The sequence below is a fragment of the Actinophytocola sp. genome (assembly GCF_049647105.1).
In the GTDB taxonomy this organism is placed as follows: Bacteria; Actinomycetota; Actinomycetes; order Mycobacteriales; family Pseudonocardiaceae; genus Actinophytocola.
The window spans coordinates 22,239-48,975 of the sequence record NZ_JBARWZ010000211.1; the positions used below are offsets into that span (position 1 = coordinate 22,239).

24 protein-coding genes are annotated in these 26,737 nt (G+C 70.6%); 12 read left to right on the forward strand and 12 right to left on the reverse strand.

All coding sequences use genetic code 11. From position 1 onward, the window contains the following. Positions 1-29 precede the first annotated feature (29 nt). Positions 30-929, forward strand: a complete 900-nt coding sequence (locus WBA97_RS24920; RefSeq protein ID WP_424233335.1) for a DNA-3-methyladenine glycosylase family protein — start codon at positions 30-32, stop codon at positions 927-929. Positions 930-995: 66 nt separating this feature from the next. Here the strand turns inward: WBA97_RS24920 and WBA97_RS24925 are convergent, their stop codons facing one another. Then, positions 996-3,794 (reverse strand): aconitate hydratase, encoded by a 2,799-nt coding sequence (locus tag WBA97_RS24925; protein WP_424233336.1) that lies wholly within the window; start codon positions 3,792-3,794, stop codon positions 996-998. 104 nt (positions 3,795-3,898) lie between these two features. Here WBA97_RS24925 and WBA97_RS24930 point away from each other — a divergent pair, with 104 nt between their 5' ends. After that, complete coding sequence (locus WBA97_RS24930) at positions 3,899-4,264, forward strand: VOC family protein (protein ID WP_424233337.1); 366 nt, start codon at positions 3,899-3,901, stop codon at positions 4,262-4,264. Between the two features lie 58 nt (positions 4,265-4,322). Here the strand turns inward: WBA97_RS24930 and WBA97_RS24935 are convergent, their stop codons facing one another. Continuing rightward, entirely contained in the window at positions 4,323-5,837 is a 1,515-nt protein-coding gene (locus tag WBA97_RS24935; protein WP_424233338.1) for a proline-rich domain-containing protein, read from the reverse strand. Then, positions 5,834-6,322, reverse strand: coding sequence for a hypothetical protein (locus WBA97_RS24940; protein WP_424233339.1), 489 nt, complete (start codon positions 6,320-6,322; stop codon positions 5,834-5,836). The genes WBA97_RS24935 and WBA97_RS24940 overlap by 4 nt, the downstream gene beginning before the upstream one ends. A gap of 182 nt (positions 6,323-6,504) precedes the next feature. On the opposite strand from WBA97_RS24940, the gene WBA97_RS24945 reads away from it, so the two are divergent. Further along, a complete protein-coding gene (locus WBA97_RS24945) occupies positions 6,505-7,821 on the forward strand; it encodes an NlpC/P60 family protein (RefSeq protein ID WP_424233357.1) in 1,317 nt (438 codons plus the stop codon). 89 nt (positions 7,822-7,910) lie between these two features. Here WBA97_RS24945 and WBA97_RS24950 read toward each other — a convergent pair whose 3' ends face one another. Beyond that, positions 7,911-8,249, reverse strand: coding sequence for a TfoX/Sxy family protein (locus WBA97_RS24950; RefSeq protein ID WP_424233340.1), 339 nt, complete (start codon positions 8,247-8,249; stop codon positions 7,911-7,913). A 118-nt stretch (positions 8,250-8,367) separates the two neighbouring features. On the opposite strand from WBA97_RS24950, the gene WBA97_RS24955 reads away from it, so the two are divergent. The 6 genes from WBA97_RS24955 (at position 8,368) to WBA97_RS24980 (ending at position 14,068) form a co-directional block, all read left to right on the forward strand. Beyond that, a complete protein-coding gene (locus WBA97_RS24955) occupies positions 8,368-9,441 on the forward strand; it encodes an AAA family ATPase (protein WP_424233341.1) in 1,074 nt (357 codons plus the stop codon). Positions 9,442-9,494: 53 nt separating this feature from the next. Next, a complete protein-coding gene (locus WBA97_RS24960; RefSeq protein ID WP_424233358.1) occupies positions 9,495-10,379 on the forward strand; it encodes a DUF58 domain-containing protein in 885 nt (294 codons plus the stop codon). Continuing rightward, a complete protein-coding gene (locus tag WBA97_RS24965) occupies positions 10,379-11,371 on the forward strand; it encodes a VWA domain-containing protein (protein WP_424233342.1) in 993 nt (330 codons plus the stop codon). The genes WBA97_RS24960 and WBA97_RS24965 overlap by 1 nt, the downstream gene beginning before the upstream one ends. A 71-nt stretch (positions 11,372-11,442) precedes the next feature. Next, positions 11,443-12,147: a 3-oxoacyl-ACP reductase FabG gene (gene fabG, locus WBA97_RS24970; protein ID WP_424233359.1), complete on the forward strand. Its 705-nt coding sequence runs from the start codon at positions 11,443-11,445 to the stop codon at positions 12,145-12,147. A 119-nt stretch (positions 12,148-12,266) separates the two neighbouring features. Then, positions 12,267-13,034, forward strand: coding sequence for an enoyl-ACP reductase FabI (gene fabI / locus WBA97_RS24975; RefSeq protein ID WP_424233343.1), 768 nt, complete (start codon positions 12,267-12,269; stop codon positions 13,032-13,034). A gap of 2 nt (positions 13,035-13,036) precedes the next feature. Further along, positions 13,037-14,068 carry a ferrochelatase gene (locus tag WBA97_RS24980; RefSeq protein WP_424233344.1) on the forward strand — a complete coding sequence of 344 codons (1,032 nt, stop codon included), beginning with the start codon at positions 13,037-13,039 and terminating at the stop codon, positions 14,066-14,068. Here WBA97_RS24980 and WBA97_RS24985 read toward each other — a convergent pair. Genes WBA97_RS24985 through WBA97_RS24995 form a run of 3 tightly spaced genes read right to left on the reverse strand, consistent with a single transcriptional unit; the run spans position 14,050 to position 16,004 of the window. Then, positions 14,050-14,619 (reverse strand): hypothetical protein, encoded by a 570-nt coding sequence (locus WBA97_RS24985; RefSeq protein ID WP_424233345.1) that lies wholly within the window; start codon positions 14,617-14,619, stop codon positions 14,050-14,052. The genes WBA97_RS24980 and WBA97_RS24985 overlap by 19 nt on opposite strands. Before the next feature lie 47 nt (positions 14,620-14,666). Next, positions 14,667-15,464 (reverse strand): hypothetical protein, encoded by a 798-nt coding sequence (locus WBA97_RS24990; RefSeq protein ID WP_424233346.1) that lies wholly within the window; start codon positions 15,462-15,464, stop codon positions 14,667-14,669. A 57-nt stretch (positions 15,465-15,521) separates the two neighbouring features. Further along, entirely contained in the window at positions 15,522-16,004 is a 483-nt protein-coding gene (locus tag WBA97_RS24995) for a YcxB family protein (RefSeq protein ID WP_424233347.1), read from the reverse strand. Positions 16,005-16,254: 250 nt separating this feature from the next. On the opposite strand from WBA97_RS24995, the gene WBA97_RS25000 reads away from it, so the two are divergent. Continuing rightward, positions 16,255-17,670 carry a sigma 54-interacting transcriptional regulator gene (locus WBA97_RS25000; RefSeq protein WP_424233348.1) on the forward strand — a complete coding sequence of 472 codons (1,416 nt, stop codon included), beginning with the start codon at positions 16,255-16,257 and terminating at the stop codon, positions 17,668-17,670. 55 nt (positions 17,671-17,725) lie between these two features. Further along, on the forward strand, positions 17,726-19,660 hold the full coding sequence (locus WBA97_RS25005; RefSeq protein ID WP_424233349.1) for a hypothetical protein: 1,935 nt from the start codon (positions 17,726-17,728) through the stop codon (positions 19,658-19,660). A 49-nt stretch (positions 19,661-19,709) separates the two neighbouring features. Here WBA97_RS25005 and WBA97_RS25010 read toward each other — a convergent pair whose 3' ends face one another. Together WBA97_RS25010 and WBA97_RS25015 are read right to left on the reverse strand one after the other, a co-directional pair. Further along, entirely contained in the window at positions 19,710-20,630 is a 921-nt protein-coding gene (locus WBA97_RS25010; RefSeq protein WP_424233350.1) for an ABC transporter permease, read from the reverse strand. Continuing rightward, positions 20,627-23,551: an alpha/beta fold hydrolase gene (locus tag WBA97_RS25015; protein WP_424233351.1), complete on the reverse strand. Its 2,925-nt coding sequence runs from the start codon at positions 23,549-23,551 to the stop codon at positions 20,627-20,629. Before WBA97_RS25015 ends, WBA97_RS25010 begins: the two co-directional genes overlap by 4 nt. Before the next feature lie 273 nt (positions 23,552-23,824). Between WBA97_RS25015 and WBA97_RS25020 the strand changes: the two genes are divergently transcribed. Further along, a complete protein-coding gene (locus WBA97_RS25020) occupies positions 23,825-24,898 on the forward strand; it encodes a TerC family protein (protein ID WP_424233352.1) in 1,074 nt (357 codons plus the stop codon). Between the two features lie 4 nt (positions 24,899-24,902). Here WBA97_RS25020 and WBA97_RS25025 read toward each other — a convergent pair whose 3' ends face one another. From WBA97_RS25025 to WBA97_RS25035, 3 genes are all read right to left on the reverse strand, one after another. Then, the gene (locus WBA97_RS25025; protein ID WP_424233353.1) at positions 24,903-25,130 is read right to left on the reverse strand and encodes a hypothetical protein; all 228 of its coding nucleotides are present in this window, start codon (positions 25,128-25,130) and stop codon (positions 24,903-24,905) included. A 127-nt stretch (positions 25,131-25,257) separates the two neighbouring features. Beyond that, the gene (locus WBA97_RS25030) at positions 25,258-25,911 is read right to left on the reverse strand and encodes an RES family NAD+ phosphorylase (RefSeq protein WP_424233354.1); all 654 of its coding nucleotides are present in this window, start codon (positions 25,909-25,911) and stop codon (positions 25,258-25,260) included. A gap of 1 nt (position 25,912) precedes the next feature. After that, complete coding sequence (locus WBA97_RS25035) at positions 25,913-26,488, reverse strand: DNA-binding protein (protein WP_424233355.1); 576 nt, start codon at positions 26,486-26,488, stop codon at positions 25,913-25,915. Positions 26,489-26,737 lie beyond the last annotated feature (249 nt).

Here is a 26,737-nt window from a genome sequence, read left to right on the forward strand (position 1 = left end):
TGTCGGTGCCCCGGGGCATCGTGTCCCCCATGACAACCATCGACCAGGTGACCTGGCTTGACGTTCCTGTTCAGGGGCTGTTCGACCTCACGGCGAGCGCCCGTTTCCTCGAGGACTTCGCACCCGCCGCCCGTGCCGGCGCGGCGGCCCGTCCCGGTGAGCTCCGGCTCGCGTTCCCGGTGGCGCCGAGTTGGCGACCGGTGGGTGTGCTGGTGCGACAACCGATCCCGAACGGCCCGGTGCGCATGGCGGTCCGAGGCGAACCGTCCGATGTGGACAACGCGGTGGTGGCGGCGCGGCGGATCCTGTCACTCGACGTGGACGGCACGGACTTCGCGGCCGTCGGGGCGCGAGATCCGGTGGTGGGGGAGTTGCAGGCCCGCTATCCGGGGCTGCGGCCGGTGGCGTTCCACTCCCCGTACGAGGCGGCGTGTTTCGCCGTCATCGGGCACCGGATCCGGATGAGACAGGCGGCGACCATCAAACGCAACCTGGCTGTGGAGCTGGGTTCTGTCGTCGATGTGCACGGGGTGGAGTTGCCCGCGTTCCCTTCGCCGGCCGTTCTTCGTGCGCTGCCCCGGGTGCCGATGGTGAGCGAGGTGAAGAGTGACCGGTTGAAGGGGATCGCGGAGGCCGCGGCGGCCGGCCTGCTGGATGCGGGGGAGTTGCGGTCGGTGCCGGTGGAGGAGGCGCTGGCGCGGTTGAAGGCGTTGCCGGGGATCGGGGACTTCTCGGCGGAGCTGGTGTTGTTGCGTGGGGCCGCGCATCCGGATGGGTTTCCCGGCGCGGAGGCTCGGTTGCATGAGGAGATGAGGCGGGTTTATCCCGTCAGCACGAAGGCGGAGCTTCGGGAGGTGGCCGACGAGTGGCGTCCTTTCAGGACTTGGGTGTCGCTGTTGCACCGGGTGCGGCGGGAGGAACGGGGTTGATTCGGTGCATCGCTCGCTGGGGTGCCCGGCGACTTCTCGGGTCGCCGGGCACCGGTCAGGAGGTTCTCAGCTGTTGACCATCTTGCGCAGGACGTACTGCATGATGCCGCCGTTGCGGTAGTAGTCGGCCTCGCCCGGGGTGTCGATGCGGACCACCGCGTCGAACTCCTTGGTGGTGCCGTCCTCGTGGGTGGCGGTCACCTTGACCGTGCGCGGGGTTTCGCCGTCGTTGAGCTTGGTCACGCCCTCGAAGGTGTAGGTCTCCGTGCCGTTGAGGCCGAGGGACTCCGCCGTCTCGCCGTTCGGGAACTGCAGCGGCAGCACGCCCATGCCGATGAGGTTCGAGCGGTGGATCCGTTCGAACGACTCCGCGATCACCGCCCGCACACCGAGAAGAGAGGTGCCCTTTGCCGCCCAGTCACGGGATGAGCCCGAGCCGTACTCCTTGCCCGCCAGGACAACCAGCGGCACGCCCGCCTCCGCGTAGGCGACCGACGCGTCGTAGATGGTCGTCTGCTCGCCGCCAGCGAGGAAGTTGCGGGTGAAGCCACCCTGGACGTCGTCGAGGAGCAGGTTCCTGAGGCGGATGTTGGCGAAGGTGCCCCGGATCATCACCTCGTGGTTGCCACGGCGGGAACCGTACGAGTTGAAGTCCTTGCGCTCCACGCCGTGCTCGGTCAGGTACCTGCCCGCGGGCGAGTCCTGCTTGATGGCGCCGGCGGGGGAGATGTGGTCCGTCGTCACCGAGTCGCCCAGCAGGGCCAGGACCCGTGCGCCGTCGATGTCGGTCACCGGCGTCTGGGACAGCTCCATGCCCTCGAAGTACGGGGGCTTGCGCACGTAGGTGGACTCGCTGTCCCAGTCGAAGGTGTTGCCGGACGGGGTCGGGAGTGACTGCCAGCGCTCGTCGCCCGCGAAGACGTCCGCGTAGTCCTTCGCGAACATCTCCGACGAGATGGCCGAGGCCACCACGTCCTGGATCTCCTGCGGGCTGGGCCAGATGTCCGCCAGGTACACCGGCTCACCGTCGTTGCCGGTGCCCAGCGGCTCCGTCGTGATGTCCTTGTCCATCGAACCGGCCAGCGCGTAGGCCACCACCAGCGGCGGGGACGCGAGGTAGTTCATCTTGATGTCGGGGTTGATCCGGCCCTCGAAGTTGCGGTTGCCGGACAGCACCGACACGACCGCGAGGTCGGCGTCGTTGACCGCGGCCGAGATCTCGTCCTGCAGCGGGCCCGAGTTGCCGATGCACGTGGTGCAGCCGTAGCCGACCAGGTGGAAGCCCAGCTTCTCCAGGTACGGCAGCAGCCCCGCGCGCTCGTAGTAGTCCATGACGACCTTCGAACCCGGCGCGAGCGTGGTCTTCACCCACGGCTTGCGGGAAAGGCCCTTGTCGACCGCCTTCTTCGCGAGCAGCGCGGCGCCGAGCATCACCGACGGGTTCGACGTGTTGGTGCACGACGTGATCGCGGCGATCGCGACCGCGCCGTGGTCCAGATCGAAGTCCGCGCCGTCCAGGGTGACCTTCGTCGGGCGGCTCGGGCGGCCCTCCGCACCCTCGGCCGCGGTGAAGTGCACCGGCGTGCCGTCGCCGTTGCCGTTCTCGGTGTAGGCAGGGGAGTCGGACGCGGGGAAGGACTCCTTCGACGCCTCGTCCACGGTGGACTCGCCGTCGTCGGTGTAGTTGCGCAGCGCGGCGCGGAAGGCGGGCTTGGCGTCGGTCAGCGCGATCCGGTCCTGCGGGCGCTTCGGGCCCGCGATCGACGGGACGACCGTCGACAGGTCAAGGGACAGCGTCTCCGAGAAGGCGGGCTCGACCGACGCGTCGTGCCAGAGGCCCTGCTCCTTGGCGTACGCCTCGACGAGCGCGACCTGCTCGGCGGAGCGGCCGGTGAACTTCAGGTAGTCGGTGGTCTCGCCGTCGATCGGGAAGATCGCACAGGTGGAGCCGAACTCCGGGCTCATGTTGCCGATCGTGGCGCGGTTCGCGAGCGGCACCGCCGACACGCCAACGCCGTAGAACTCGACGAACTTGCCGACCACGCCGTGCTCACGCAGCATCTCGGTGATCGTCAGCACCAGGTCGGTCGCGGTGGCACCCGGGGGCAGCTCACCGTCGAGCTTGAAGCCGACCACGCGCGGGATGAGCATCGACACCGGCTGGCCCAGCATCGCGGCCTCCGCCTCGATGCCGCCGACACCCCAGCCCAGCACGCCGAGGCCGTTGACCATCGTGGTGTGGCTGTCGGTGCCGACCAGCGTGTCCGGGTAGGCCTGCCCGCCGCGGGTCATCACCACGCGCGCCAGGTGCTCGATGTTGACCTGGTGCACGATGCCGGTGCCCGGCGGCACGACCTTGAACTCGTCGAACGCGCTCTGGCCCCACCGCAGGAACTGGTAGCGCTCCTTGTTGCGCTCGTACTCCAGGTCGACGTTGCGCTCGAACGCGTCAGGGCGGCCGAAGATGTCCGCGATCACCGAGTGGTCGATCACCAGCTCGGCGGGCGCGAGCGGGTTCACCTTCGCCGGGTCGCCGCCCAGCGCGGTGACCGCCTCCCGCATGGTCGCGAGGTCGACGACGCACGGCACGCCGGTGAAGTCCTGCATGACCACGCGGCCCGGCGTGAACTGGATCTCCGTCGACGGCTCGGCCGCCGGGTCCCAGCCCGCGAGCGCGTTGACGTGGTCGGCGGTGATGTTCACGCCGTCCTCGGTGCGCAGCAGGTTCTCGAGCAGGATCTTCAGGCTGTAGGGGAGGCGTTCGGAGCCCTTGACGGCATCGAGCCGGAACACCTCGTGCGAGGCATCGCCGACGGTCAGCGATTGGCGGGCGCCGAAGGTGTCCTTGGTTGCTGGTGCGGTCACGTCCAACTCCATTGGGGCCTGTGGTGTGCGGTTCGGGAACGACCTCTCTCCCGCCAAACAGTACGCTTGTCCTGTATTCGACGCCAAGGGAGGGTCCGCCACCCATGCTGCACCACGTACAGATCGCCGCACCCGCGGGCAGCGAAGATCGCCTTCGCGAGTTCTACACGGGCGCGTTGGGCTGGTCCGAGCTGCCGAAACCACCACTACTCGCGGCCAGGGGCGGCTGCTGGTTCCAGGTCCCCGGCCACGGTGGCCCGGACGCGGAGCTGCACGTCGGCATCGAGGAGGACTTCCGCCCGGCACGCAAGGCGCACCCGGCCTTCGTCGTCGACGTGGACGCCACCGCGGCGGCGATCACCGCCGCCGGCCACCAGATCCGCTGGGCCGATCCAGCCGAGATCCCTGGCCGCCGCCGCTTCCACACCGATGACCCGGTCGGCAACCGGCTGGAGTTCCTGGAGGGCTGACCACGCGAAACGGCCCGGCACCCCGAGAGGAGTGCCGGGCCGTGCCAGGAAAGAACTGTCAGCCCATCGAGACGAGCGCGAGCACGTCCTCCGGGGTCAGGTCCGACAGTGCGGTCAGGCCCAGCTCGCTGTACGTGCGCAGCGGGCTGACGTACCACTTGCCGTCGAACTCGGTGGCGACCACGCCGGTGTTCTTGAGCATGCCGGACACCAGGTTGGCCATGGCCTGCTGGACGTCGGCAGGCATGTCGCTGCCGCCGAACTCCTTGGCGACGTCGTCGGCGCAGAGCCGCTGCGTCTCGCCCTCGCCCTCGGCGGTGTAGCAGTCGCCGTCCTTGACCACGCGGTAGGTCTCGCCGTCGGCCTTGACCTCGACCTCCTTCAGCATGACCCGCATGCCGCCGGTCTCCGCGTCGGTCGAGTCGGTCTCCAGCTTGGTGACCTCCACCGGCGCGGGCGACGGGCTGCCCGCCGCCTCGACCAGAACCGGGCCCGCGTCGTGCAGTGCGCCCATCTCGTCCGGCGGCAGCAGTTCGATGACCCGCTCGACGTCGGCGTTGATCGCGGCCTGCACCATCTGCTTGACCGCGTCGTCCGCGCTTTCCGCGCCGTTGTTCGCGATCGGCTCCGACGGCCACTCCTCGCCCGCTTCCAGCAGGGCGTAGTCGGCGACCGTGTAGAACAGGCTCGGGTACCACTTGTCGTCGACCTTGACGGTCGCGATGCGGATCGGCTCGCCGGTCTCCTCGACGACCTCGGCGATGTTCACCTTCTCGTCGGTCGACTCGTCGGCCATGCCGTCGGGGAACGCGGCCTCCATGAACTCGTCGGTCAGCGGCAGTTCGCTGACGTCCGCGTGGAACGACACGGTGCCGCCGACGAGCTTGGTGATGGTCAGGTGGTCGTTGACCTTCTCCGCGCCCTTCTCGTCGTACTTGAGGTCCGTCGCCTCGACCGCCGCGCCGTGCAGCTTGTTCGGGTCGGCGTCCTCCTTGTAGACCTTCAGCTCCTTGAGGCGCGTGGTGGTCTTCGCGTTGAAGTCGACCAGCAGCGCGGACTCGGCCGGCGTCAGGCTCTCCAGCACGCCGAGCACGTCACCCTGGCTGAGGCTGTTGACCAGGTTGGTCGCCGCCTGCGTCGGGTTGTCCTGACCCGCCTGGTCGCTGCTGCTGCGGTTCAGCACGAAGATCGTCGCGCCGACGCCGAGCGCGACCACGACCACCGCGGCGATCGCGCCGATGATCGGGCCCTTGCCCCGCTTCTTGGGCGGCTCGAGGCCGCCGTAGTTCGACTGCCCGTACTGGCCGCCGTACTGCGGCTGCTGGAAGCCCTCCGGGCCGGTCTGGGGGTAGCCCTGCGTCGGTTGCGGGCCGGTCTGGGGGTAGCCCTGCTGCGGGTAGCCCTGCGTCGGCTGGGGACCGGTCTGCGGGTAGCCGCCCTGGTACTGCGGGTGGCCCGGTTGCTGCTGCGGGTAGCCGGGCTGCTGGCCGTAACCCGGCTGCGGGTTGCCACCCGGGGCCTGCTGGTTCGGATCGTTCGGCTGCCACTGGCCGCCTGAACCTGGATAGGTCACGGTTCCCCTCCTGCGTGTTCGGTCGCGCGACTGCGCCGGCCAGCGAAGATGCCGACGACCCCGACCAGTGTCAGTACGGACCCGATCAACGTGGTCACGGGGCCGGTGCTCGAGATACCGAGTCGGACATTCTCGCCACCGCCTACGACGGTCGCGGACCCCGCCACGGTTCCGCTGATTATCGCCACAACGGCGGAAATCGTTGCGGCCGACCGGCGGAAACCCAGTGCGTACGCGACGACGCAGAGTGTGATCATCGGGATCAGCAGCGTCCACGCGTCGAGGATCAGGGCGAGCGGGCTCCCGTCGAGCACCTTGATCGTCCGGATGATCGCGATGGACTCGTAGCTGTCCCGCAGCACGGTTCCCGACTTCACCCACGGCAGGAACGTGCCGACCCCGATGGCCAGCAGCCCGATCGCGGTCAGCACGACGCCGGCGACGGCGACCGGCGTGTGCGGGCGGGCCCCGATTCTCGACAGCACGCGGTCATCGTGTCAGCCCTGGTCGCGGCCAGGGCACGACACCCTCGGTGACCGCCCTGGGTGTGTCTGAGGTGTCCACAGGGGTGAAAGTTGCGCAGGTTGTCTGAGTTTCTCGTGTTACGACTGGGCGAAATGTGTCCAAAGTGACACAGTGGGTTCCACTGTCCTCGCTGTTCAGGGGAGTGCGGGGCGGTGTGAGGGAGGTGGGATTCGTGAGCGGGGTGTCCGGCGCCGGGCTTCGGATCATCGCGGCGTCACTGTTGCTCGTCGTGAGCATGGGCGCGGGCACGGCGGTCGCCGTGCCGCCACCGCCGCCGAACCCGAGCGACTCCGAGCTGGGCGCCAGCTTGACCGACGCGCAGGTCAAGGCCACGAAGGTCGGGCAGCTCACCAACCAGGTCGCGCAGGCGGAGGCCCAGCTCGCGCAGCTGCAGGCCGACGTCGAGCTGACGATGGAGGACGCCAACCGCGCGCTCGTCGACCTCCAGATCGCACAGGACGAGGCCGCGCGGGCGAAGACCGACGCCGACGTGGCGGAGGCGGCCGCGGCCGTCGCGTCATCCGATGTGGACACCGCGCGCGAGCAGCTCGACGAGTTCGCCGCCGGCAGCTACAAGCAGGGCTCGACCATGGGCTCGATGTCCGCCTACATCGGCTCGAAGAGCCCGGATGACCTGCTCCAGCGCGCACAGCTGCTGGAGGCGGTCGGGGAGAGCCAGCTCGACGCACTGGACGTCATCGAGGTGGCCAGGACCGACAAGGCCAACAAGGACTCCGCCGCCCGCAAGGCGCTCGACCTCGCGAACCAGAAGCAGGCCATGGCCCAGTCGGCCAAGAAGACGGCTGATGCCGCCACCGCGGCCGCGCAGCAGGCGCGGAGCGCCCAGGCCGCGGCCACCACACAGCTCGAGACGCAGAAAGGTGCCGCCGAGGCCCAGCTCACGGCGGCGCAGGCCAGCGCGACCGGTCTCACGAACCAGCGGCAGCGCTACCTCGACTGGCTCGCCGCCAAGCAGGCGGAGGATGCCGAGCGGTCCCGCCCGTCCGGTGGCGGGGGAGCGGCGCTGCCGCCATCATCCGGCGGTGCGCGAGCGGTGATCGACCGCGCGATGTCGCAGCTCGGCGTCCAGTACGCCTGGGGAGGCGGCAACGCGCACGGCCCGACCAGGGGCATCCGGGACGGCGGCGTCGCCGACGGGTACGGCGACTACAACAAGGTCGGCTTCGACTGCTCCGGCCTGATGATCTACGCGTTCGCGGCGGCGGGGAAGCGGCTGCCCCACTACAGCGGCTACCAGGCGCAGGCGGGCAGGCGCGTGCCGCTGTCGCAGAAGGCACCCGGCGACATGCTGTTCTGGGCGACCCGCGGCCGCATCCACCACGTCGCTCTCTACCTCGGCAACGACCAGATGATCGAGGCGCCGTACTCGGGCTCCAGCGTCCGGATCGCGTCCGTCCGCTACGGCGGCATCGTCGGCTACGCGACGAGGGTCCTCTGACCCGCGATCACACCGTCGCGAGTGCGCAGCCGGATTGCCTCGCGGTTGGGCTTGCCGAACGTGTGGGCCGGGCTGCTGCTGACCGCATGTCAGCGGCCGCCCTTCGGCGGCAGCGACCGGGCGTAGGAGACCCCGCGCACCACCCACTCCTCGACCCAGGCGTCCTCGTCGGCGGTGGCGGCCACGTGCAGCCACCCGCGCCTCGGCTGCCCGGCCGACACCATCGGCTGGACCCGGTCGTCGCCGGTCAGCGCGTCGGTCTCGGCCGGGGGCACGCGGACCAGCAGGCCGCCCTGCCTGCTGGCGGCCACGGACATGTGACCGTTGATCAGGAACGCGAGACCGCCGAACATGCGCCGCTCGTCGACCCCGCGTTCGGTGGCGACCAGCTCGCGGATCCGGTCGGCGAGGTCGGTGTCATACGCCATGGGCGCAGTATGCGGCAGCGCACCGACATTCCCCGGGGTCCGGCAGTTCACAGCCGTCATACCGCTCGTCCGGTCTCCTGTAGACCGGAGAACTAATGCTTCAGTAGGAGGTTGCTCAGTGACCGAGCCGGCGGAGTCGGTGAACGGATCGGCGGGCGAGGTGCCCGCCAGCACCCCGGCGCGGGACGCTCAGCTCCTCGAACGCACCGTGTTCGAGGTCAAGCGGATCATCGTGGGTCAGGACCGGCTGGTCGAGCGGATGCTCGTCGGGCTGCTGTCCAAGGGGCACCTGCTCATCGAGGGTGTGCCGGGTGTCGCCAAGACGCTGGCGGTGGAGACCTTCGCGAAGGTCGTCGGCGGGTCGTTCACGCGTGTGCAGTTCACCCCCGACCTGGTGCCCGCCGACATCCTCGGCACCCGGATCTACCGGCAGGGCGCCGAGAAGTTCGACGTCGAGCTTGGACCGGTCGTCGCGAACTTCGTGCTCGCCGACGAGATCAACCGCGCACCGGCGAAGGTGCAGTCGGCGATGCTCGAGGTGATGGCCGAGCGGCACGTGTCGATCGGCGGCCAGACCTTCCCGATGCCCAACCCGTTCCTCGTGCTGGCCACGCAGAACCCGATCGAGAACGAGGGCGTCTACCCGCTGCCGGAGGCGCAGCGCGACCGGTTCCTCTTCAAGATCGTCGTCGACTACCCGACGGCTGAGGAGGAGCGCGAGATCGTCTACCGGATGGGTGTGACCCCGCCGGAGCCCTCGCAGGTGCTGAGCCCGGCGGAGCTGGTCCGCCTGCAGGACGTCGCGTCGCGGGTGTTCGTGCACCACGCGCTCGTCGACTACACGGTGCGGGTGGTCCTCGCGACCAGGACCCCGGCCGAGCACGGCCTGGCCGACGTGGCGGGCTGGGTGGCCTACGGTGCCTCGCCGCGTGCGAGCCTCGGCATCGTCGCCGCGTCCCGCGCGCTGGCGCTGATCCGCGGCCGCGACTACGTGCTGCCCCAGGACGTGGTGGACGTGGTGCCTGACGTGTTGCGCCACCGCCTCGTGCTGTCCTACGACGCGCTCGCCGACGGCGTGCCGATCGACCACATCGTGTCCCGTGTACTGCAGACCGTGCCGTTGCCGCAGGTCTCGGCCCGCCCTCAGTCGGGTGGGGTGCAGCCGCCTCCCGTAGGGGTGGCTGGTAGGTGAGTCGGGAAAAGGAGCGGCCGAACTGGGCGCCGCCGATCCTGCAGGGGGATCGGATGGAGCACGGACTGCGGCTGCTCGAACTGGACGTGCGCCGCAGGCTCGACGGGCTGCTCCAGGGCAACCACCTCGGTCTAGTGCCGGGGCCTGGTTCCGAGCCGGGTGAGGCGCGGGTCTACCAGCCCGGCGACGACGTGCGCCGGATGGACTGGGCGGTCACCGCGCGGACGACCGAGCCGCACATCCGCGAGACCGTCGCCGACCGCGAGCTGGAGACGTGGCTCGTGGCCGACCTGTCCGCCAGCCTCGACTTCGGCACCGCCGCGTGCGAGAAGCGGGATCTGGTGGTCGCGGCGACCGCCGCGATCGCGCACCTGACCGGCGGGGGCGGCAACCGGATCGGCGCGGTCATCGCCACCGGGGCGAAGACCACCCGCGTGCCCGCCCGCGGCGGGCTCGCGCACGCGCGCGGCCTGATCCGCAAGGTCGCCGAGACCCCCCGCGCGCCAGAGGGCACCCGGGGTGACCTGCGGGACGCGCTGGAACAGCTGCGCCGCCCGCCGCGCCGCAGAGGGCTCGCCGTGGTGATCTCCGACTTCCTCGGCGACATCGACTGGCAGCGGCCGCTGCGTGGCCTGTCCACCCGGCACGAGCTGATCGCGATCGAGGTGCTCGACCCGCGCGACGTCGACCTGCCGGAGGTGGGCACCGTCGTGCTGTCCGACCCGGAGTCGGGCCGCCAGCGCGAGGTGCACGCGTCCGCGTTGCTGCGCAGGGAGTTCGCCGCCGCGGCCGCCGAGCACCGGGCACGCGTCGCCGCCGCGATCCGCGGCGCGGGTGCCGGGCACCTGGTGCTGCGCACCGACTCGGACTGGATCGCCGACACCGTACGTTTCGTCGTCGCCCGCAAGCGACGGTGGTCAGGGGGAGGAGTGGCCTGATGTTCGGCCTCAGCTTCGGCGGTTTCGTCGCACCCTGGTGGTTCCTGCTGCTGATCCTGGTCGGCGCGATCGTCGCCGGGTACATCGTGGTCCAGCGGATGCGCCGCAAGCGCACGATGCGGTTCACGAACCTCGCGCTGCTGGAGAAGGTCGCGCCGAAACGGCAGCGCTGGATCCGGCACCTCCCGCCCGTGGTGCTGGTCATCTCGCTGATGCTGCTGACCACGGCCATGGCCGGACCGACCGACACGCAGCGGGTGCCGCGCAACCGGGCGACCGTGATGCTCGTGATCGACGTGTCGCTGTCCATGGAGGCGACGGACGTGCGGCCGACCCGCCTTCGTGCCGCGCAGGACGCCGCGAAGGACTTCGCGAACGGCCTCACCCCTGGCATCAACCTTGGCCTGATCTCGTTCGCGGGCACCGCGAGCGTGATGGTCTCGCCGACGACCGACCGCTCGAGCGTCGGCAAGGCCATCGACAACCTGAAGCTCGCCGAGTCCACCGCGACCGGTGAGGCGATCTTCGCCGCGCTGCAGTCGATCGAGGGCTTCGCGCAGATCGTCGGCGGCGCGACGGGTGCGCCACCGGCCCGCATCGTGCTGATGACCGACGGGAAGCAGACCGTCCCGACTGTCGACGGCGACGACCCACGTGGTGCGTTCACCGCCGCGCGGGCCGCCAAGGAGGCGAAGATCCCGGTCTCCACGATCTCGTTCGGCACCAGCGACGGCGAGGTCACGATCGATGGCAAGAGTCAGGACGTCCCGGTCGACGACGAGTCGATGAAGGAGATAGCCGAGCTGTCCGGCGGCGAGTTCTACAAGGCCGCGACCGCCGACCAGTTGCACCGGGTGTACGACACGCTCGGTGAGCAGATCGGGTACGAGACCAAGGACGCGGACGCCAGCAGGCCGTGGCTGATGCTCGGCACCCTCGCCGCGATGATCGCCGCGGGCAGCGCACTGTTCATCGGGCAGCGCCTGCCCTGATCGGGCGGGCCGACAACACACGGATAACCTTGCGCGAGGTTGTGGCGGCGGGTACGCGCGAGGAGTTGATGGTGGGCCGATCAGTACTGGTAACCGGCGGTAACCGGGGAATCGGCCTGGCGATCGCCAGGGCGTTCGCCGCGCGGGGGGACGATGTCGCGGTGACCTACCGCGGCAATCAGCCGCCGGAGGACCTGTTCGGCGTGCGCTGCGATGTCACCGACACCGACCAGGTGGACGCGGCGTTCAAGGAGGTCGAGGCGAAGCAGGGTGCCGTCGAGGTGCTGGTCGCCAACGCGGGCATCACCGACGACACACTGCTGATGCGGATGACCGAGGACCAGTTCACCCGGGTCCTCGACGCGAACCTGACCGGCGCGTTCCGCGTCGCGAAGCGCGCGACCCGCGCCATGCTCAAGGCCCGCTGGGGCCGGATGATCTTCATCTCGTCCGTCGTCGGCATGGCGGGCAGCCCCGGCCAGATCAACTACGCGGCCAGCAAGGCGGGCCTGATCGGCGTGGCCCGCTCGATCACCCGCGAGCTGGGCGGCCGCAACATCACCGCGAACGTGATCACGCCCGGCTTCATCGCCACCGACATGACCGAGGCGGTGACCGACGACCGCAAGGAGGCCATCCTCGCGAGCGTCCCGGCAGGCCGCTACGGGCAGGCGGACGAGGTGGCCTCCGCCGTCACGTTCCTCGCCTCCGACGCCGCCGCGTACGTCAACGGCGCGGTCCTGCCGGTCGACGGCGGGCTCGGGATGGGGCACTGAGCCCGATACTGACAGACTGACCCCGTAACGGATCTGCTCAGTCTTGATGTTCGCTCCGCAAGCTCCGCTAGCACTTGATGTTCGCTCCGCAAGCTCCGCTCAGTCAGGAGGATGGTTTCGTGCCCGGTCTGCTCGAAGGTAAGCGCCTGCTCATCACCGGTGTCATCACCGACGCGTCGATCGCGTTCCACGCGGCCAAGGTCGCCCAGGAAGAGGGCGCGACCGTCGTGCTGACGGGCTTCGGCCGGATGAGCCTGGTCGAGCGGATCGCGAAGCGGCTGCCGCGGCCCGCGCCCGTGATCGAGCTGGACGTGCAGAACACCGAGCAGCTCGACACGCTGGCCGACCGGGTGCGGGAGCACGTCGACGGCCTCGACGGCGTGCTGCACTCGATCGGGTTCGCCCCGCAGACCTGCCTCGGCGCGCCGTTCCTCGACGCACCTGCCGAGGACGTCTCGGTGGCGGTCCAGGTCTCGGCGTTCTCGTTCAAGTCGCTCGCCGTCGCGTGCCTGCCGCTGCTGGACCGGGGCTCCTCGATCGTCGGCATGGACTTCGACGCGCGCGTCGCGTGGCCCGCCTACAACTGGATGGGCGTCGCGAAGGCCGCGCTCGAGTCGGTGAACCGGTATCTGGCGCGTGACCTCGGGCCGAAAGGCATCCGGGTGAACCTGGTGGCCGCCGGGCCGGTGAAGACGATGGCCGCCAAGTCGATCCCGGGCTTCAACGAGCTGGAGGACGGCTGGGACGGTCGTGCGCCGCTGGGCTGGAACGCCGAGGACGCCACCCCGGTCGCGAAGACGATCTGCGCGGTGCTGTCGGACTGGCTGCCCGCCACGACCGGCTCGATGATCATGGTCGACGGTGGCGTGCACGCGACGGGCCAGTAGCCATGGACGCGTTGCTGTGGCTGTCGTTCGGCGGGCCGGAGAGGCCAGAGGACGTCCGCCCGTTCCTGGAGAACGTGACCAGGGGACGGGGTGTGCCACCGGAGCGGCTCGACGAGGTCGAGCAGCATTACCTCGGGTTCGGCGGCGTGTCCCCGATCAACGCGCTGAACCGCGCCGCGATCGAGGCGGTCGAGGCGGAGCTGGCGGCGGCGGGCATCGACCTGCCGGTGTACTTCGGCAACCGCAACTGGCACCCGATGGTGGAGGACACCGTCGGCCGGATGGCCAGTGACGGTGTGGCCTCGGCGCTCGTGTTCCCGACGAGCGCGTACGGCGGCTACTCGGCGTGCAGGCAGTACGACGAGGACGTCCTCCGTGCGCGTGCGGCCGTGGGGGAGGGCGCGCCGGAGCTGACGAAGCTGCGGCAGTTCTTCGACCACCCGCTGTTCGTGTCGGCGTTCGCGGACGCGGTCCGCGCGGCGGCCGAGTCGCTCGGCGGCGAGTACCGGCTCGTGTTCACGGCCCACTCGGTGCCGATCTCGGCCGACGCGGCCGCGGGCCCGCCCGCCGACGGCGGCCACCGGTACTCGAAGCAGGTGGCGGAGGCGGCCCGGCTCGTGGCGGCCGACCTGGGGATCACGGAGTACGACGTGGTGTGGCAGTCCCGGTCGGGGCCGCCGCAGGTGCCGTGGCTGGAGCCGGACATCCTCGACCACCTGGATGCCTTGCACGCCAAGGAGGTCCCCGCCGTCGTGCTGTGCCCGGTCGGTTTCGTGAGCGACCACCTCGAGGTCGTGTGGGACCTGGACACGGAGGCGAGGGACAAGGCGGCGGAGCTGGGCATGGGCTTCGCCCGTGCCGCCGCGCCGAGCGGTGACCCGCGGTTCGCGCGGCTGGTGGTCGAGCTGATCCGGGAGCACCTGGCGAACGCGCCGGTGCGGAAGCTGTCGGACTTCCCGGTGGCGGGCCGCACGCTCAACGGCGCACCGTGTGCCGTGGGTTGCTGTGAGCCGCCTCAGCGGAGCCGCAGGTAGGCCTCGCCGCGTGGGGAGAGCCGATAGCCGACCTCAAGACTCAGTGTCAGGCCCAGGTTCTTGAGCTTTCGCACGTCCACTTTGAACGGAAGCATCTCGCGACCCAGCTCCGCCGCGAGGTCTCCCGCGCGGACCGCGGGGCGGCGCTGGATGATCTCAAGCGTCTCGCCCGTCCACCGGTTCGCGCGGTCCAGGCGTGCGAGCCTGCGAGTGATCTCCGCGATGTCCTCAGTGGACAGTTCGGCGGTCGCGGCCAGCGCGGCACGGGGGTCGTCGTCCTCGGCCATGTGCAGGCGCAGCAGGAAGACCGGATCCCCCGGCGTGCCACGGAGATCAGCGACCGCGGCGGCCACGGACGGGTAGCCCGCGGCACGGGCATCCGCGCCGAGGATGCGACTCGGTGCCACCTCGGTCACTTCGTCGACGACAACGCGCCCGACTGTGGTCCGGTACGTGTTGCCCGCCACGACCTGCCGCCGTTTCCAGCGGCGGAACATCACCGTGATGGATCCGTCCCTGATGCCCGAATGCAGGCGCTGCTCAATTAACACGGCCTCGCTCCGCTCGGCGCTTCGCGGACCTTGACCGGCCGGTCCGCTCAGTGAGCATCCGAGACGTCCAACGCGCGGACCGCGTCGGCTACCGCCGCGCAGCGGGCCGTGCGGACGGCGTGGAACAGCGGGCGCAGGGCCTCGGCCCGCTTGTGTGCCGCCGACGCGGACAACGCGCCGCCCGGCTCGTCCTCCATCGCCAGCTCCAGGATCGCCGCCACCTCCGCGGCACGCTGCAGCACTCGCAGCGCGCGCTGCGGCATGCCGTCGGGCCACCGGGCGTGGGTGCGTTCGGCCACGCGCGCCTGCAACTCCTCGCGGACACCCGCACGCTGCTTGGCGACCCCCAGCTCGATGAGGATGCCCGCCGCGACGCGCATGGCGCCGGTCAGCTCGTGCTCGGCCTCGCCGATGGGGACGTTCGGGGCCGGCGTGGTGCGCTCGATCTCGTACACCGTCCAGCGGATGATGCCGGTGTCGACCTTCTTGCCGAGCCGCTCCGGCACGGCGCCGAGCCCGTTCAGCACCACCGCCTCGCCGACCCGTAACGCGTGGGCCGCGAACTGACCCGCGCCGCCGAGACCGCGCACGTCACCGGGGACCGGCATCACGAGCTCGGCGTTGACCGCGCCGGATCTGCGCAGGGCCGCGAGCAACGCGGCGGGGGACCCGCCTGCGGTGCCCCGGACGGGAATCTCGAGGGTGGTGGCTAGCCGCTCTTCCGCGGCGACCACCTCATGGAACTCGGCCCAGTCCTGCAGGGCGTCGAGCACATCGTCGGCGGCGGCCGCGCCACTCAGCCAGGCTGAGCTCCACACCGCCAATGTCGCGCTGGGGGATGACACGACGACCAGATTACGCGACGATGGTCGGCCGGGTTCCTTGGGTGATCACTGTCCGCGTCAGCGGCGCGCGGGCTCGCCGAGGTGCTCCCGCAGCAGGCCCCGGAAACCGTCGAGGTCCTCCTGCGTGCCGAACGCCCTGGCCGGCACCGGGAACAGCGCCGAATCGCCCGTGCGCAGCACGAAGTTGTTCTTGGTCTCCACCCAGCCCTCGATCGTCTGCCACCGCAGGTCCGTGTACGCGGTGCCGTCGATCGTCATCATCCGGAACGACTGGCCGTCCACCGTCGCCGTCACGGTCGACGCCGCCACCGGGTTGCGGCGGAACTGGGACCGCACCCCCATGACCGGCAGCGCCACGATGATCGCCGCGCACACCAGCCCGAACGCGCCGGGGATCGGCTGGCCCGCGAACAGCAGCACGACAGACAGTGCGGCCAGCGCCAGCGCGAACCACGGCGCCCAGCGGTGGATCGGGTAGATCGCGCGCAGCGCGTCGTGCCAGTCCGATGGCGCGGGGTCCCATTTCAGCTCAAGCGCCATCCGCGTGTGATCCTCCTGGTCGGTCGGGCAGGGCGACTTGTCAGGTTAGGGCATGTCCATGGATCTTTGTGCGAAGGTCTGTGCCTGATCAACAGTTATCTCAGGGGAACGTGACGGCACTCAGCAACCAACCACTGGACATCCGTACCGTCTGCTGGGACGCAGCCAACACTTCAAAATTCCGGGGAGGCGGACTAGCTGGAGGTACTCCACGTCGACTGAACTGCCGAACGTGCGTAGCGTCGTAACGGTGACAGGCGCCCTACCCACCCCACCAGAGAACCTCCCACGCACCGCTGGAGAGCTGCGCGCGGCCGAACACCTGCCGCGCGGCGTGAAGGCCGAGATCCGTGACAACCTGCTCGCGGCGCTGCGTGCCGGCCGGGACCCGTGGCCCGGCATCGTCGGGTTCGACAAGACCGTCGTGCCGCAGCTCGAGCGCGCGCTCCTCGCCGGCCACGACGTCGTGCTGCTCGGTGAACGCGGCCAGGGCAAGACCCGGCTGCTGCGCACGATCGTCGGACTGCTCGACGAGTGGACGCCCGTGATCGAGGGTGCCGAGCTTGGCGAGCACCCGCTCGACCCGATCTCGCCCGAGTCGCGCCGCCGGGCGGCCGAACTGGGCGACGACCTGCCGGTCGAGTGGCGTCACCGCTCCGAGCGGTACGCCGAGAAGCTCGCCACCCCGGACACGTCCGTTGGTGACCTGATCGGTGACGTCGACCCCGTCAAGGTCGCACAGGGCCGCACGCTCGGTGACCCAGAAACCATCCACTTCGGACTCGTGCCGAGGGCGCACCGCGGCATCGTCGCGATCAACGAGCTGCCCGACCTGGCGGAGCGGATCCAGGTGGCGCTGCTGAACGTGATGGAGGAGCGGGACATCCAGGTCCGCGGCTACACGCTGCGGCTGCCGCTCGACGTGCTGCTCGTCGCCACCTCCAACCCGGAGGACTACACCAACCGCGGCCGCATCATCACCCCGCTGAAGGACCGCTTCGGCGCCGAGGTGGTCACGCACTACCCGCTGTCGGTCGCCGCCGAGGTGGCGGTGATCAAGCAGGAGGCGGACCTGGTCGCCGAGGTCGGCGACGAACTGCTCGAGGTGCTGGCCCGGTTCGTGCGCAACCTGCGCGAGTCGACGGCGATCGACCAGCGCTCCGGCGTGTCCGCGCGCTTCGCCGTGGCCGCCGCGGAGACCGTCGCGGCCGCCGCGCTGCGCCGGTCCGCGCTGATCGGCGAGCACCCGGCGGTCGCCAGGCCGATCGACCTCGATTCGGTGCCTGGCGTGCTGCGCGGCAAGCTCGAGTTCGAGTCCGGCGAGGAGGGCCGCGAGACCGAGCACCTGGTGCACCTGCTGCGCCGCGCGGTCGCCGAGACCGCCAAGGACCGGTTCGCGGGCCTTGACCTGCGGCCGCTGGCGGACGCGGTGGCCGACGGGCACCTGGTCGCCACCGGCGAGCGGGTACCGGGCAGTGAGGTGCTCGCGGCGCTGCCCGAGCTGCCGGTGCTGCACGAGGTCGCGGCGCGGCTGAAGGTCTCGCCAACCGACCACCCCGGCCGGATCGCCGCGTCGATCGAGCTGGCGCTCGAGTCGCTGTACCTGCGGCGCAAGCTCGCGAAGGACTCCGACAGTAGCGACGGCACGACGGTGTACGGCCCGTGAGCGGAGCTTGCGGAGCGAACCATCGGGCACGGGCCGGAGTTTGCGAGGGGGCGTCATGACCCGTTTCACGTATGGCCAGTACTACGACGGTCCCGACCCGCTCGCGCCACCCGTGGACCTGCGGGACGCGCTCGACGCGATCGGGCGGGACGTCATGGACGGCCGGTCGCCCCGGTCCGCGCTGGAGGAGCTGCTCCGGCGCGGCACCAGGGAGAACGCGGGCCTGGACGAGCTGACCAGGAGACTGTGGGAGAAGCGGTCGCAGATCCAGCGCCGCCACAACCTCGACGGGACTCTGCGGCAGGTGCGGCAGCTGCTCGACGAGGCGGTCGCCGCGGAGAAGACCGCGTTGTTCCCGGACCCCGACGACGACGCCCGGTTCCGGGAGGCGCAGCTCGACGCGCTGCCCTCCGGCACCGCGGCCGCCGTCCGCGAGCTGTCCGAGTACGAATGGCGGTCCGACGAGGCACGCGAGAAGTACGAGCAGATCCGCAACCTGCTCGGCCAGGAGCTGCTGGAGTCGCGGTTCCAGGGCATGAAGCAGGCCCTGCGGGACATGAGCCCGGAGGACACCGAGCGGATCCGCGCGATGATGGCGGACCTGAACGACCTGCTGCTGGCACACCTGCGCGGCGACGACACGACTCGGCAGTTCCAGGACTTCATGCGCGAGCACGGCGAGTTCTTCCCGGAGAACCCGCGCAACACCGAGGAACTGGTCGACGCGCTCGCGGCCCGCGCCGCGGCGGCGCAGCGGATGATGAACTCGATGTCCGACCAGCAGCGGGCCGAGCTTTCGGACCTGATGGCGTCCGCGTTCGGCGATCCCCGCCTGCTCGAGCAGGTGTCGACGCTCGACGCGAACCTGCGTGCGCTGCGCCCCGGCGAGGACTGGACCTCCTCGGGGCGGTTCCGCGGCAACCAGCCGCTGGGCATGGGCGAGGGCGCGCAGGCGATGGCCGACCTCGCGGAGCTGGACGCGCTGGCCGAGCAGCTGTCGCAGTCCTATCCGGGTGCGCGGCTGGAGGACATCGACCTGGAGGCGCTGGAACGCCAGCTCGGTGACGACGCCCGCGTGGACGCCAGGCGGCTCGCCGAACTGGAAAAGGAGCTGCGCGACCAGGGCCTGCTGGAGCGGGCGCCGGACGGGTCGCTCCAGTTGTCGCCCAAGGCGCTGCGGCGGCTCGGGCAGACCGCGCTCAAGGATGTGCTCGCGACCGCCCGGCGCGCAGGGCAGCGCGATTCGGCACTGTCCGGGGCCGCGTCGGAGCCGACCGGCGCGACCCGGCCGTGGGAGTTCGGGGACACCGCGCCGTGGGACACGTCCAGGACCGTGCGTAACGCGGTGCTGCGGTCCGGTGGCGGGCCGGTGACGCTGGACGTCGTCGACGTCGAGGTCGTGGAGACCGAGCAGCGGACAAGGGCCGCGGTCGCGTTGTGTGTGGACACGTCGTGGTCGATGGTGCAGGACGGGCGGTGGGTGCCGATGAAGCGCACCGCACTGGCCCTGCACCAGCTGATCTCCACGCGGTTCCGCACGGATGCGTTGCAGCTCATCACGTTCGGCCGGCACGCGAAGCCGGTCGAGCTGCCGGAGCTGTTCGGGCTGGAGGGGGTGTGGGAGCAGGGGACCAACCTGCACCACGCGCTGCTCCTCGCCGCGCGGCACCTGCGCAAGCACGCGGACGCGCAGCCGGTCGTGCTGGTGGTGACCGACGGGGAGCCGACCGCGCATCTCGAGCCGGACGGCAACGCGGAGTTCTCGTGGCCGCCCGTGCCAAGGACGCTGCGCAAGACGCTGGCCGAGGTGGACGCCCTGGCGAAGCTCGGCGCGTCGGTGACGGTGTTCATGCTGGGTGACGACCCCCGGCTGGCGGAGTTCGTCGACCTGATCGCCCGCCGCAGCGGCGGCCGCGTGGTGGCCCCCGACCTCGACGGCCTGGGTGCCGCCGTGGTGGGCGACTACCTGCGGGGCCGCCGAGGTCGCTAGTGCCCCGGGGTGCCGTCCATGTCCGCGCGGTAAGCGAGCCAACCGGCGATCACGACGTGATGTCCTTCGTGCGGAAACGGCGAGCCGCGAGCAGGCCGAAGAACGCCGCGTACGCCACCGCCGAGAACGCGCCCGCCGCCATGTTCGACCAGTCCACGTCGGTCGAGATCAGGTCCGACCACGCGAACGCGTAGTGCGTCGGCAGGTAGTTCCGCAGCCCTTCGAGCGCGGTGATCTGGTCCAGGATCGACGACAGGATCGCCACCAGCACCGTGCCGCCGACCGCGCCGAGCGGCGCGTCCGTCGACACCGTGAGGAACAGCGCCATGCCGGCCACCCACAGCAGGTGCACCGCCAGGTAGAGCACGGTGAACAGCAGCGCGAGCATCGAGTCCTGGAACGAGATCGCGTCACCCGTGGGGCTGACCGCCTCGCCCGTGCCGTAGAAGATCACGCCGACGCCCAGTGCCACCGAGGGCAGCAGCGCGATCGCGAAGAACGACAGCAGCCCGGACGCGATCGCCTTCTGCCGCATCAGGCGGTGCCGGGGGACCGGGATGGCCAGCAGGTACTTCAGGCTCGACCACGACGCCTCGCTCGCGATCGTGTCGCCGAAGAACAGCGCCACGATCATCGGCAGCAGGAAGCTCGACACCGCGAACAACACGAACACCACGAAGTTCGGCGCCGACGAGGTCGCCAGGTCGACGAACCCGCCGGACCGGTTGCCGCTCGTGTCGGAGCCGAACTCGAACGCCGCCCACAGGATCCACGGCAACAGCACCAGGAACCCGAGCACCAGCTGTACCCGGCGCCGCCGCAGCTGGCGGAGCAGCTCGACCCGCAGCCGCAGCGTCCGCCCCGCGCGGTAGCCGGCGACAGAGCCGTCGGCCTGCACACCCTGTTCCTCGTGCGACGCAGCGTCCGCCAGCTGCTCGATGGCGGCCTCGTCGGTGTGAATGTCGGTCACCGGGACGTCTCCTCTCCGACCAGCTGCAGGAACGCGTCCTCGAGCCTGCGCCGAGGGCCTGCCTGTTCCACCGCGACCCCGGCGCCGACCAGCTTGGCCAGCGCCTCGGCGCGGGGCAGGCTGTCGAGGTCCGCGTGGACGCTGTTGCCGTCCACCTCCACGCTGTCCACACCCTCCACCGCACGCAGCACCTCGGCGGCGTCGTCCGGGCGGTCCACCCGGAACGTCGCCTCGCCGCTGCCACCGACGATCTCCTCGACGTTGCCCGACGCGACCAGCCTGCCCTGGTGCATGACCACCACGTGGTCACACGTCTGCTCCACCTCGGCCAGCAGGTGCGAGGAGACCACCACGGTCCGCCCGGTCGACGCGTACCGCCGCAGCACGGCACGCATCTGGTGGATCTGTGGCGGGTCCAGCCCGTTGGTCGGTTCGTCGAGCACGAGCAGGTCCGGCAGGCCGAGCATGGCCTGCGCGATCGCGAGCCGCTGCCGCATGCCCTGGCTGTAGGTCCGCACCCGCCGGTGCACGGCCTTGCCGAGGCCCGCGATCTCGAGGGCCTCCTCGATGTGCGCCCGCTCCGGCGGCCTGCCGGTCGCCGCCCAGTACAGCTCCAGGTTCGACTGCCCGGACAGGTGCGGAAGGAACCCGGCGCCCTCGACGAACGAGCCGATCCGGGACAGCACGGGCGCACCGGAGTACACCTTGTGCCCGAACACCCGGATGGTGCCGCCGCTCGGCTGGATCAGGCCCATCAGCATCCGCAGCGACGTCGTCTTGCCCGCGCCGTTCGGTCCGAGCAGGCCAAGCACCTGACCCATCTCGACGCGGAACGACAGGTCGTCCACCGCGGTCACGCCGCCCGGGTACTTCTTCGACAGCCCCTCGATCACCAGCGGCACCTCCGCCAGCGTGGGATCCAGGTCGGTGGCCCGGCGCCTGCGGAACACTCCCCACACGGCCGCCACCACGACCAGGCCGAGCACGATCGCGATGCCGATCAGGGGGGCGGCGGGCGGTCCGGTGTCCGAGCGCGTGCCGGACACGACCGGCGCCTCGACGGCCGCGCCCTCCACGACCGACACCCGGTACGCTGCCGACTGCGCCGGGGTCGCGTACGCCTGGTCGGTCGTGCTGACCACCAGCTCGATGGTCCGGTCGGTCTCGATGGGCCGGACGATGCCCGGCAGCGTCACGGTCACCTCGACCGGCGACCCGTCCTCGGGCAGTGCGGGCACCCGGAAGGGCGACACCGCCGAGCCCGGCAGGATCCGCGTGCCGTCCGGGCCGACGTCGTACAGCTTCGCGAACAGCACCGCGCCCTCGCTCGCCGGTGGCGCCGCGCCGGGGACCGCCGCCACCCGCAGCCGCACGGTGCTCGCGCCCGCGATCAGCAGCTGTGAGGTCAGCGGCTTGCTCATGAACCGCGCCGCCTGGCCGGGCAGGTCGATCGACACCCGGCCGACCAGCCGCGACGAGCTGCCGATGATCGACCCGAGGCCGGGCAGGCTGCTCACCGACGCCGGGTTGCCGCCCGGCGGGTTGATGATCGTCTGCTCCTGGCCGAAGACCGGCACGCTCCTGCGCTCGGTCGGGTCGTTGCCCGCCAGCCCGGGGTAGGCGCCGGTGCTGACGGTCCGCACCGACGGCGCGCCCTGCACCCGCAGCGCGCCCTGCACCGCGTACGACAGCCCCTCACCGGGGTCGGTGCCCTGGCCACGGAGGTGGAAGTCGAACCAGTCGGCGATCTGCCCGCGCAGCTCGGGGCCGGGGCGCCCGCCGTCGTGCCCGCCGGTGTACCAGACGACCTTCACCCTGCCGCCCGCCGCGGCGATCTCCCTGGCGTTGGCGTCGGCCTGGTCGAGACCGAACAGGGTGTCCTGCTCGCCCTGCACCAGCATCGTCGGCTGGGTGATGTTCTTGGTGACCTGCGATGGGGAGACGGATCGCAGCAGGTCCACGGTCTGCTTGCTCGCCCGCCCGGTGGTCGCCACCTCGGCGTAGGCCGCGCAGAACTCGGGACGGAACTTCCCGCACGGGTTCCCGGCCTGCGGCCCCGCGCCGGGCTGCCCGGCACCCGAGGTGGCGCCGCCGGTACCCGCGCCGGGGCCGCTGTCCGTGCTGGCCTCGGTGCCGCCGCCCGAGCCGCCGGTGTTGCCGGACGGCATGTCGATGTCGTCGTCCTCGTCGCCCTCCTCCACCGCGTCCGCGGTCGGGTTGGAGAGGCCGCCGCCGCCCGCGCCGGAGGCGAAGAAGATGCCTGCCCAGGACCGCTTGAACACACCGTCGTCCGCGAACGCGTTGGCTGCGGGAGTGCCGGGGATCGTGTCGCCGGTGGTGGCCGAGTTGGGCAGCAACGCCTGGCTGAGGTCGTTGTAGGTGATCGTCGGCGCCAGCGCGTCGACCCGCTTGTCGGTGCCCGCGAGCAGCAGCGACAGCGACCCGCCGTAGGACCCGCCGGTCACGCCGACCTTCGGGTCGCCGTCACCGTCCTGGGTGACCTCGGACCGCTCGCCCAGCCAGTCGACGACCTTCCGCGCGTCCGCGACCTCGTACGCGAGCGAGTTCAGCGCGATCTGCCCCTCGCTGCGGCCGAACCCCCGTGCGGAGTAGGCGAGCGCGACGAAGCCGCGTTGCGCCAGCTCACGGGCGTCGCCGTCCACGCTCTGCTTCGAGCCGCCGAACCCGTGCGCCACGATGACCGCCGGCGCGGGTGTCTGCTCTGGCAGGTACAGGGTGGCGTCGAGTTTCACCGCGGCCGGGTCACCGGGACCCTGGGCGCCGGTCAGCGTCAGCTCGCGGGTCGTGACCTCGGCCGGGTCGTCGCCGCTGTTCAGCCAGACCAGGCCACCGGCGGCGGCGAGGACGGCAACCAGCCCTGCGGCGACCCAGCGTGGTTGAACGTGTGGAATTCGGGGCACGCTGTGAACGTATTGGACCGATCCTGAGAGTTACTGAGGACCCCTGACCGTTTGGTCCGCATCGCCCGAATGTGATGTTTGACAACCTCACCTGACTGGTGTGTTCAGCTCGCAGCCCTGACAATGGATGAGTTGGAGGGGAGTATTCCTTCGCGGCGGCGTCGTCAGCACGGACCTGGGACTTTGGCAGGGCCCGGCGCCCCCGGCAGGTCATGTGACCCGCGGAAGAGACCTCCGGTTGTCGGTTGGAACCGTTGAACCGGAGGTTCATGGATGAGTGTTCCCGTGTGGATCTGGCTTGCCACCATCGGCGGCCTCCTCGTGCTACTTGCGATCGATCTGGTGATCGTCGACCGCAAGCCACACGAGGTCGGCGTCGGTGAGGCGGCTCGCTGGGTCACCTTCTACGTCGCCTGTGCGGTGTTGTTCGGCATCGGCATCTGGATGTTCTCGGGCGGCACCCACGCAGGCGAGTTCTTCGCCGGGTACATCACCGAGTACTCGCTGTCGGTGGACAACCTGTTCATCTTCCTGGTGGTCATGTCGGCCTTCAAAGTGCCCGCGATCCACCAGCACAAGGTCCTGCTCGTCGGCATCCTGCTGGCGCTGGTGTTCCGCGGCGTCTTCATCGCCGTCGGCGCGGCGGCCATCTCCCAGTTCAGCTGGGTCTTCTACGTGTTCGGCGCGTTCCTTGTCTACACCGCGGTCAAGCTGTCCGGCTCCGGGCTCGGCGGCGACCACGACGAGCCGTACGAGGAGAACCGGGTCACCAAATGGGCCCGCAAACTCTTCCCGGTGACCGACGATTATCACGATGGCCAGGTCTTCACGAAGATCGACGGCAAGCGCTTCGCGACGCCGATGTTCATCGTGATGATCGCCATCGGCTCGGCGGACCTGATGTTCGCGGTCGACTCGATCCCTGCGATCTTCGGCCTCACCAAGGAGCCGTTCCTCGTGTTCGCGGCCAACGCGTTCGCGTTGATGGGCCTGCGGCAGCTGTACTTCCTGCTGGGCGGCCTGCTGCGGCGCCTGGTCTACCTGTCGATCGGGCTCGCGGTCATCCTCGGCTTCATCGGCCTGAAGATGGTCCTCGAGGCGCTCCACACCAACACGCTGCCGTTCATCAACGGTGGTGAGCACCTCAACGTGCCGACCATCGGCATCCCGCTGTCCCTGTCCGTCATCATCGGCGTCCTGATCATCACCGCGGTCGCCAGCCTGATGAAGACCCGCAGGGACGACAGGAAGAACGTCGCGTCGGCCAAGGATGTCGTGACCGACGAGAGCGGCGAGGGCACGGAGACCGACCGGGCACGGATCGAGGCCGACCGACCGGGCAGGTGACCGATCACGCCATCTCGATGAGGTCGCACCGCGAGTGCAGCTCGGCCCAGGTGGCGTGGTGCCGACCGTCGGCGGTGTGGTAGCGCCCGTCGGTGCCGGGAAGCCAGGTTCGCAACCAGGTGTCCCGGACGGCGGGCAGGTCGGCTGGGTCGGGAGCGGTCCCGATTCGGCTGACCAGCCACACACGCGGGCGGTTCGGCAGGTCCGTGGGTCCGCGGGTTGGCTCGTTCATCACGACCTCCTTGTGTGTGATGTGACTCACGAGCCGGCTCGATCCTTACGATAAATTCGCGACGGCGTGGAGACACCCGGGATTGCCCCCGAATCCGCAGTGGGGCTACCCCTACCCGGACCCAGGGTCAGTTCAGGACGTAGTTGAGCGATTCGCAGATGCGGGCCAGCGGAAGGTCGAGGCCCGGGTAGTCCAGCGGCAGCAGCACTTCCGGGGCCAGTGGCAACGCGTCGCCGGAGGGCGGGTCCCACAGGCAGACGGCCGGGTCGCCGGAGTCCATCGACGAGCGGTACCACAGCCCGTCGAGCTGAGGGAAGGCGTCACGGATCGCCCGCGCCCACGCCTGCGTGATGTCCTTGGGGCCGCTGGAGATCTCCTGCGAGGCCCCGGCCCTGGTCGGCCACAGCCCGGTGAGGTCCAGCAGTCGCAGCGGGCGGACCGGCGCGAACACGGCCAGGTGCGGCCGCCGCGTCGATCGGTCCACAATGGACGATGCCTGGAACACCTCTGCGATCGAGGTCCGTACGGACAGCCCGAAGTACAGCACCCCGTGATCGGGTGCGGTGGCCACGCCGCCGTCCGGCTGCGGGGGTTGAGGGTCGAACCTGGCGTGCGTCAGCGGGCCGGTGTGGCGGAAGGTGTTCCACCGCTGGTGGTGTGCGCCCGCGGCGACGAACACCCGCACGAGCCGGGTGGAGGTCGGCAGCGCGACGACGTCCTCGTGTACGCGCAGGCGTGCGTGCAGCACGGAAGGCGAAGGGGGCAGGGGGAGTCGGGACACGTCAGGCAGGCGTCCCGAGTACCGAAACGAGCCGGGCGATCTTCTCCGGCAGGCCGCCGGCCAGCAGCCAGTCCCTCGGGGTGGCGGGCGGATCGCCGAGCGCGGCCTGCGGGGTCGTCATGAACGCGGCCACCACCAGTGCAGGCTGGTCGGCGGGCACCTCGGCGAGCACGGTCGCGAGGCCGGGCAGCACGTCGTCGTCGGTGAACTGCCACACCGGCAGCCGCCAGCCGCCGCGGTCCTTCCACCCGACCAGCCGGCCGGCCGCGAGCCGGTGCCGGATCCGGCTGGCGTCGACGCCGATCCGTTCCGCGGCACCCGCCACGGTCAGCGCGGTGTCGCGCAGGACGGCCTGGAGCGCGACCGTCCGCGCCCGCACGTCCCGCTCGCCCTGTCGCTGCGGCGCGAGGTCCAGCCCCACCGACGTGAGCGCGGTGCGCTGCTCGGCGGTGAAGTAGTCGGCCGGGCGCGGGTCGACGGGGGAGAGCCGCTTGGCGGCGTCCTCGACCATTGCGAGAAACTCGTCCGCCTCGACGCGCAGCCCGGCACGGGCCAACGCGGATCGCAGAGCAGACATACACCTCAGGCTAGCACGCCCGTGCGCCAACGTGCGCCCAACCCGTGCGCCCCAGCCCCCCGCGAGTCCAACCCACACAACCCGCGTGTCCACCCCGCACGACCCGCGTGTTGAACCCGCGAGTCCACGGTTCGGAACCCGCGAGTCTTCGGTTCGGAACCCGCGAGTCTTCGTTTCGGAACCCGCGAGTCCACGGTTCGGAACTCGCGAGTCCACGGTTCGGAACCGCGGGGCCGCAACGCGAATCGC

Bases quoted from the DNA above. Each gene is read 5' to 3' on its own strand.
- WBA97_RS24920 (WP_424233335.1), top strand. From the start codon at position 30: ATGACAACCATCGACCAGGTGACCTGGCTTGACGTTCCTGTTCAGGGG.
- WBA97_RS24930 (WP_424233337.1), top strand. From the start codon at position 3,899: ATGCTGCACCACGTACAGATCGCCGCACCCGCGGGCAGCGAAGATCGC.
- WBA97_RS24950 (WP_424233340.1), bottom strand. From the start codon at position 8,249: ATGGCGTATGACACCGACCTCGCCGACCGGATCCGCGAGCTGGTCGCC.
- WBA97_RS24960 (WP_424233358.1), top strand. From the start codon at position 9,495: ATGGAGCACGGACTGCGGCTGCTCGAACTGGACGTGCGCCGCAGGCTC.
- WBA97_RS24965 (WP_424233342.1), top strand. From the start codon at position 10,379: ATGTTCGGCCTCAGCTTCGGCGGTTTCGTCGCACCCTGGTGGTTCCTG.
- WBA97_RS24980 (WP_424233344.1), top strand. From the start codon at position 13,037: ATGGACGCGTTGCTGTGGCTGTCGTTCGGCGGGCCGGAGAGGCCAGAG.
- WBA97_RS24995 (WP_424233347.1), bottom strand. From the start codon at position 16,004: ATGGCGCTTGAGCTGAAATGGGACCCCGCGCCATCGGACTGGCACGAC.
- WBA97_RS25005 (WP_424233349.1), top strand. From the start codon at position 17,726: ATGACCCGTTTCACGTATGGCCAGTACTACGACGGTCCCGACCCGCTC.
- WBA97_RS25020 (WP_424233352.1), top strand. From the start codon at position 23,825: ATGAGTGTTCCCGTGTGGATCTGGCTTGCCACCATCGGCGGCCTCCTC.
- WBA97_RS25025 (WP_424233353.1), bottom strand. From the start codon at position 25,130: ATGAACGAGCCAACCCGCGGACCCACGGACCTGCCGAACCGCCCGCGT.
- WBA97_RS25035 (WP_424233355.1), bottom strand. From the start codon at position 26,488: ATGTCTGCTCTGCGATCCGCGTTGGCCCGTGCCGGGCTGCGCGTCGAG.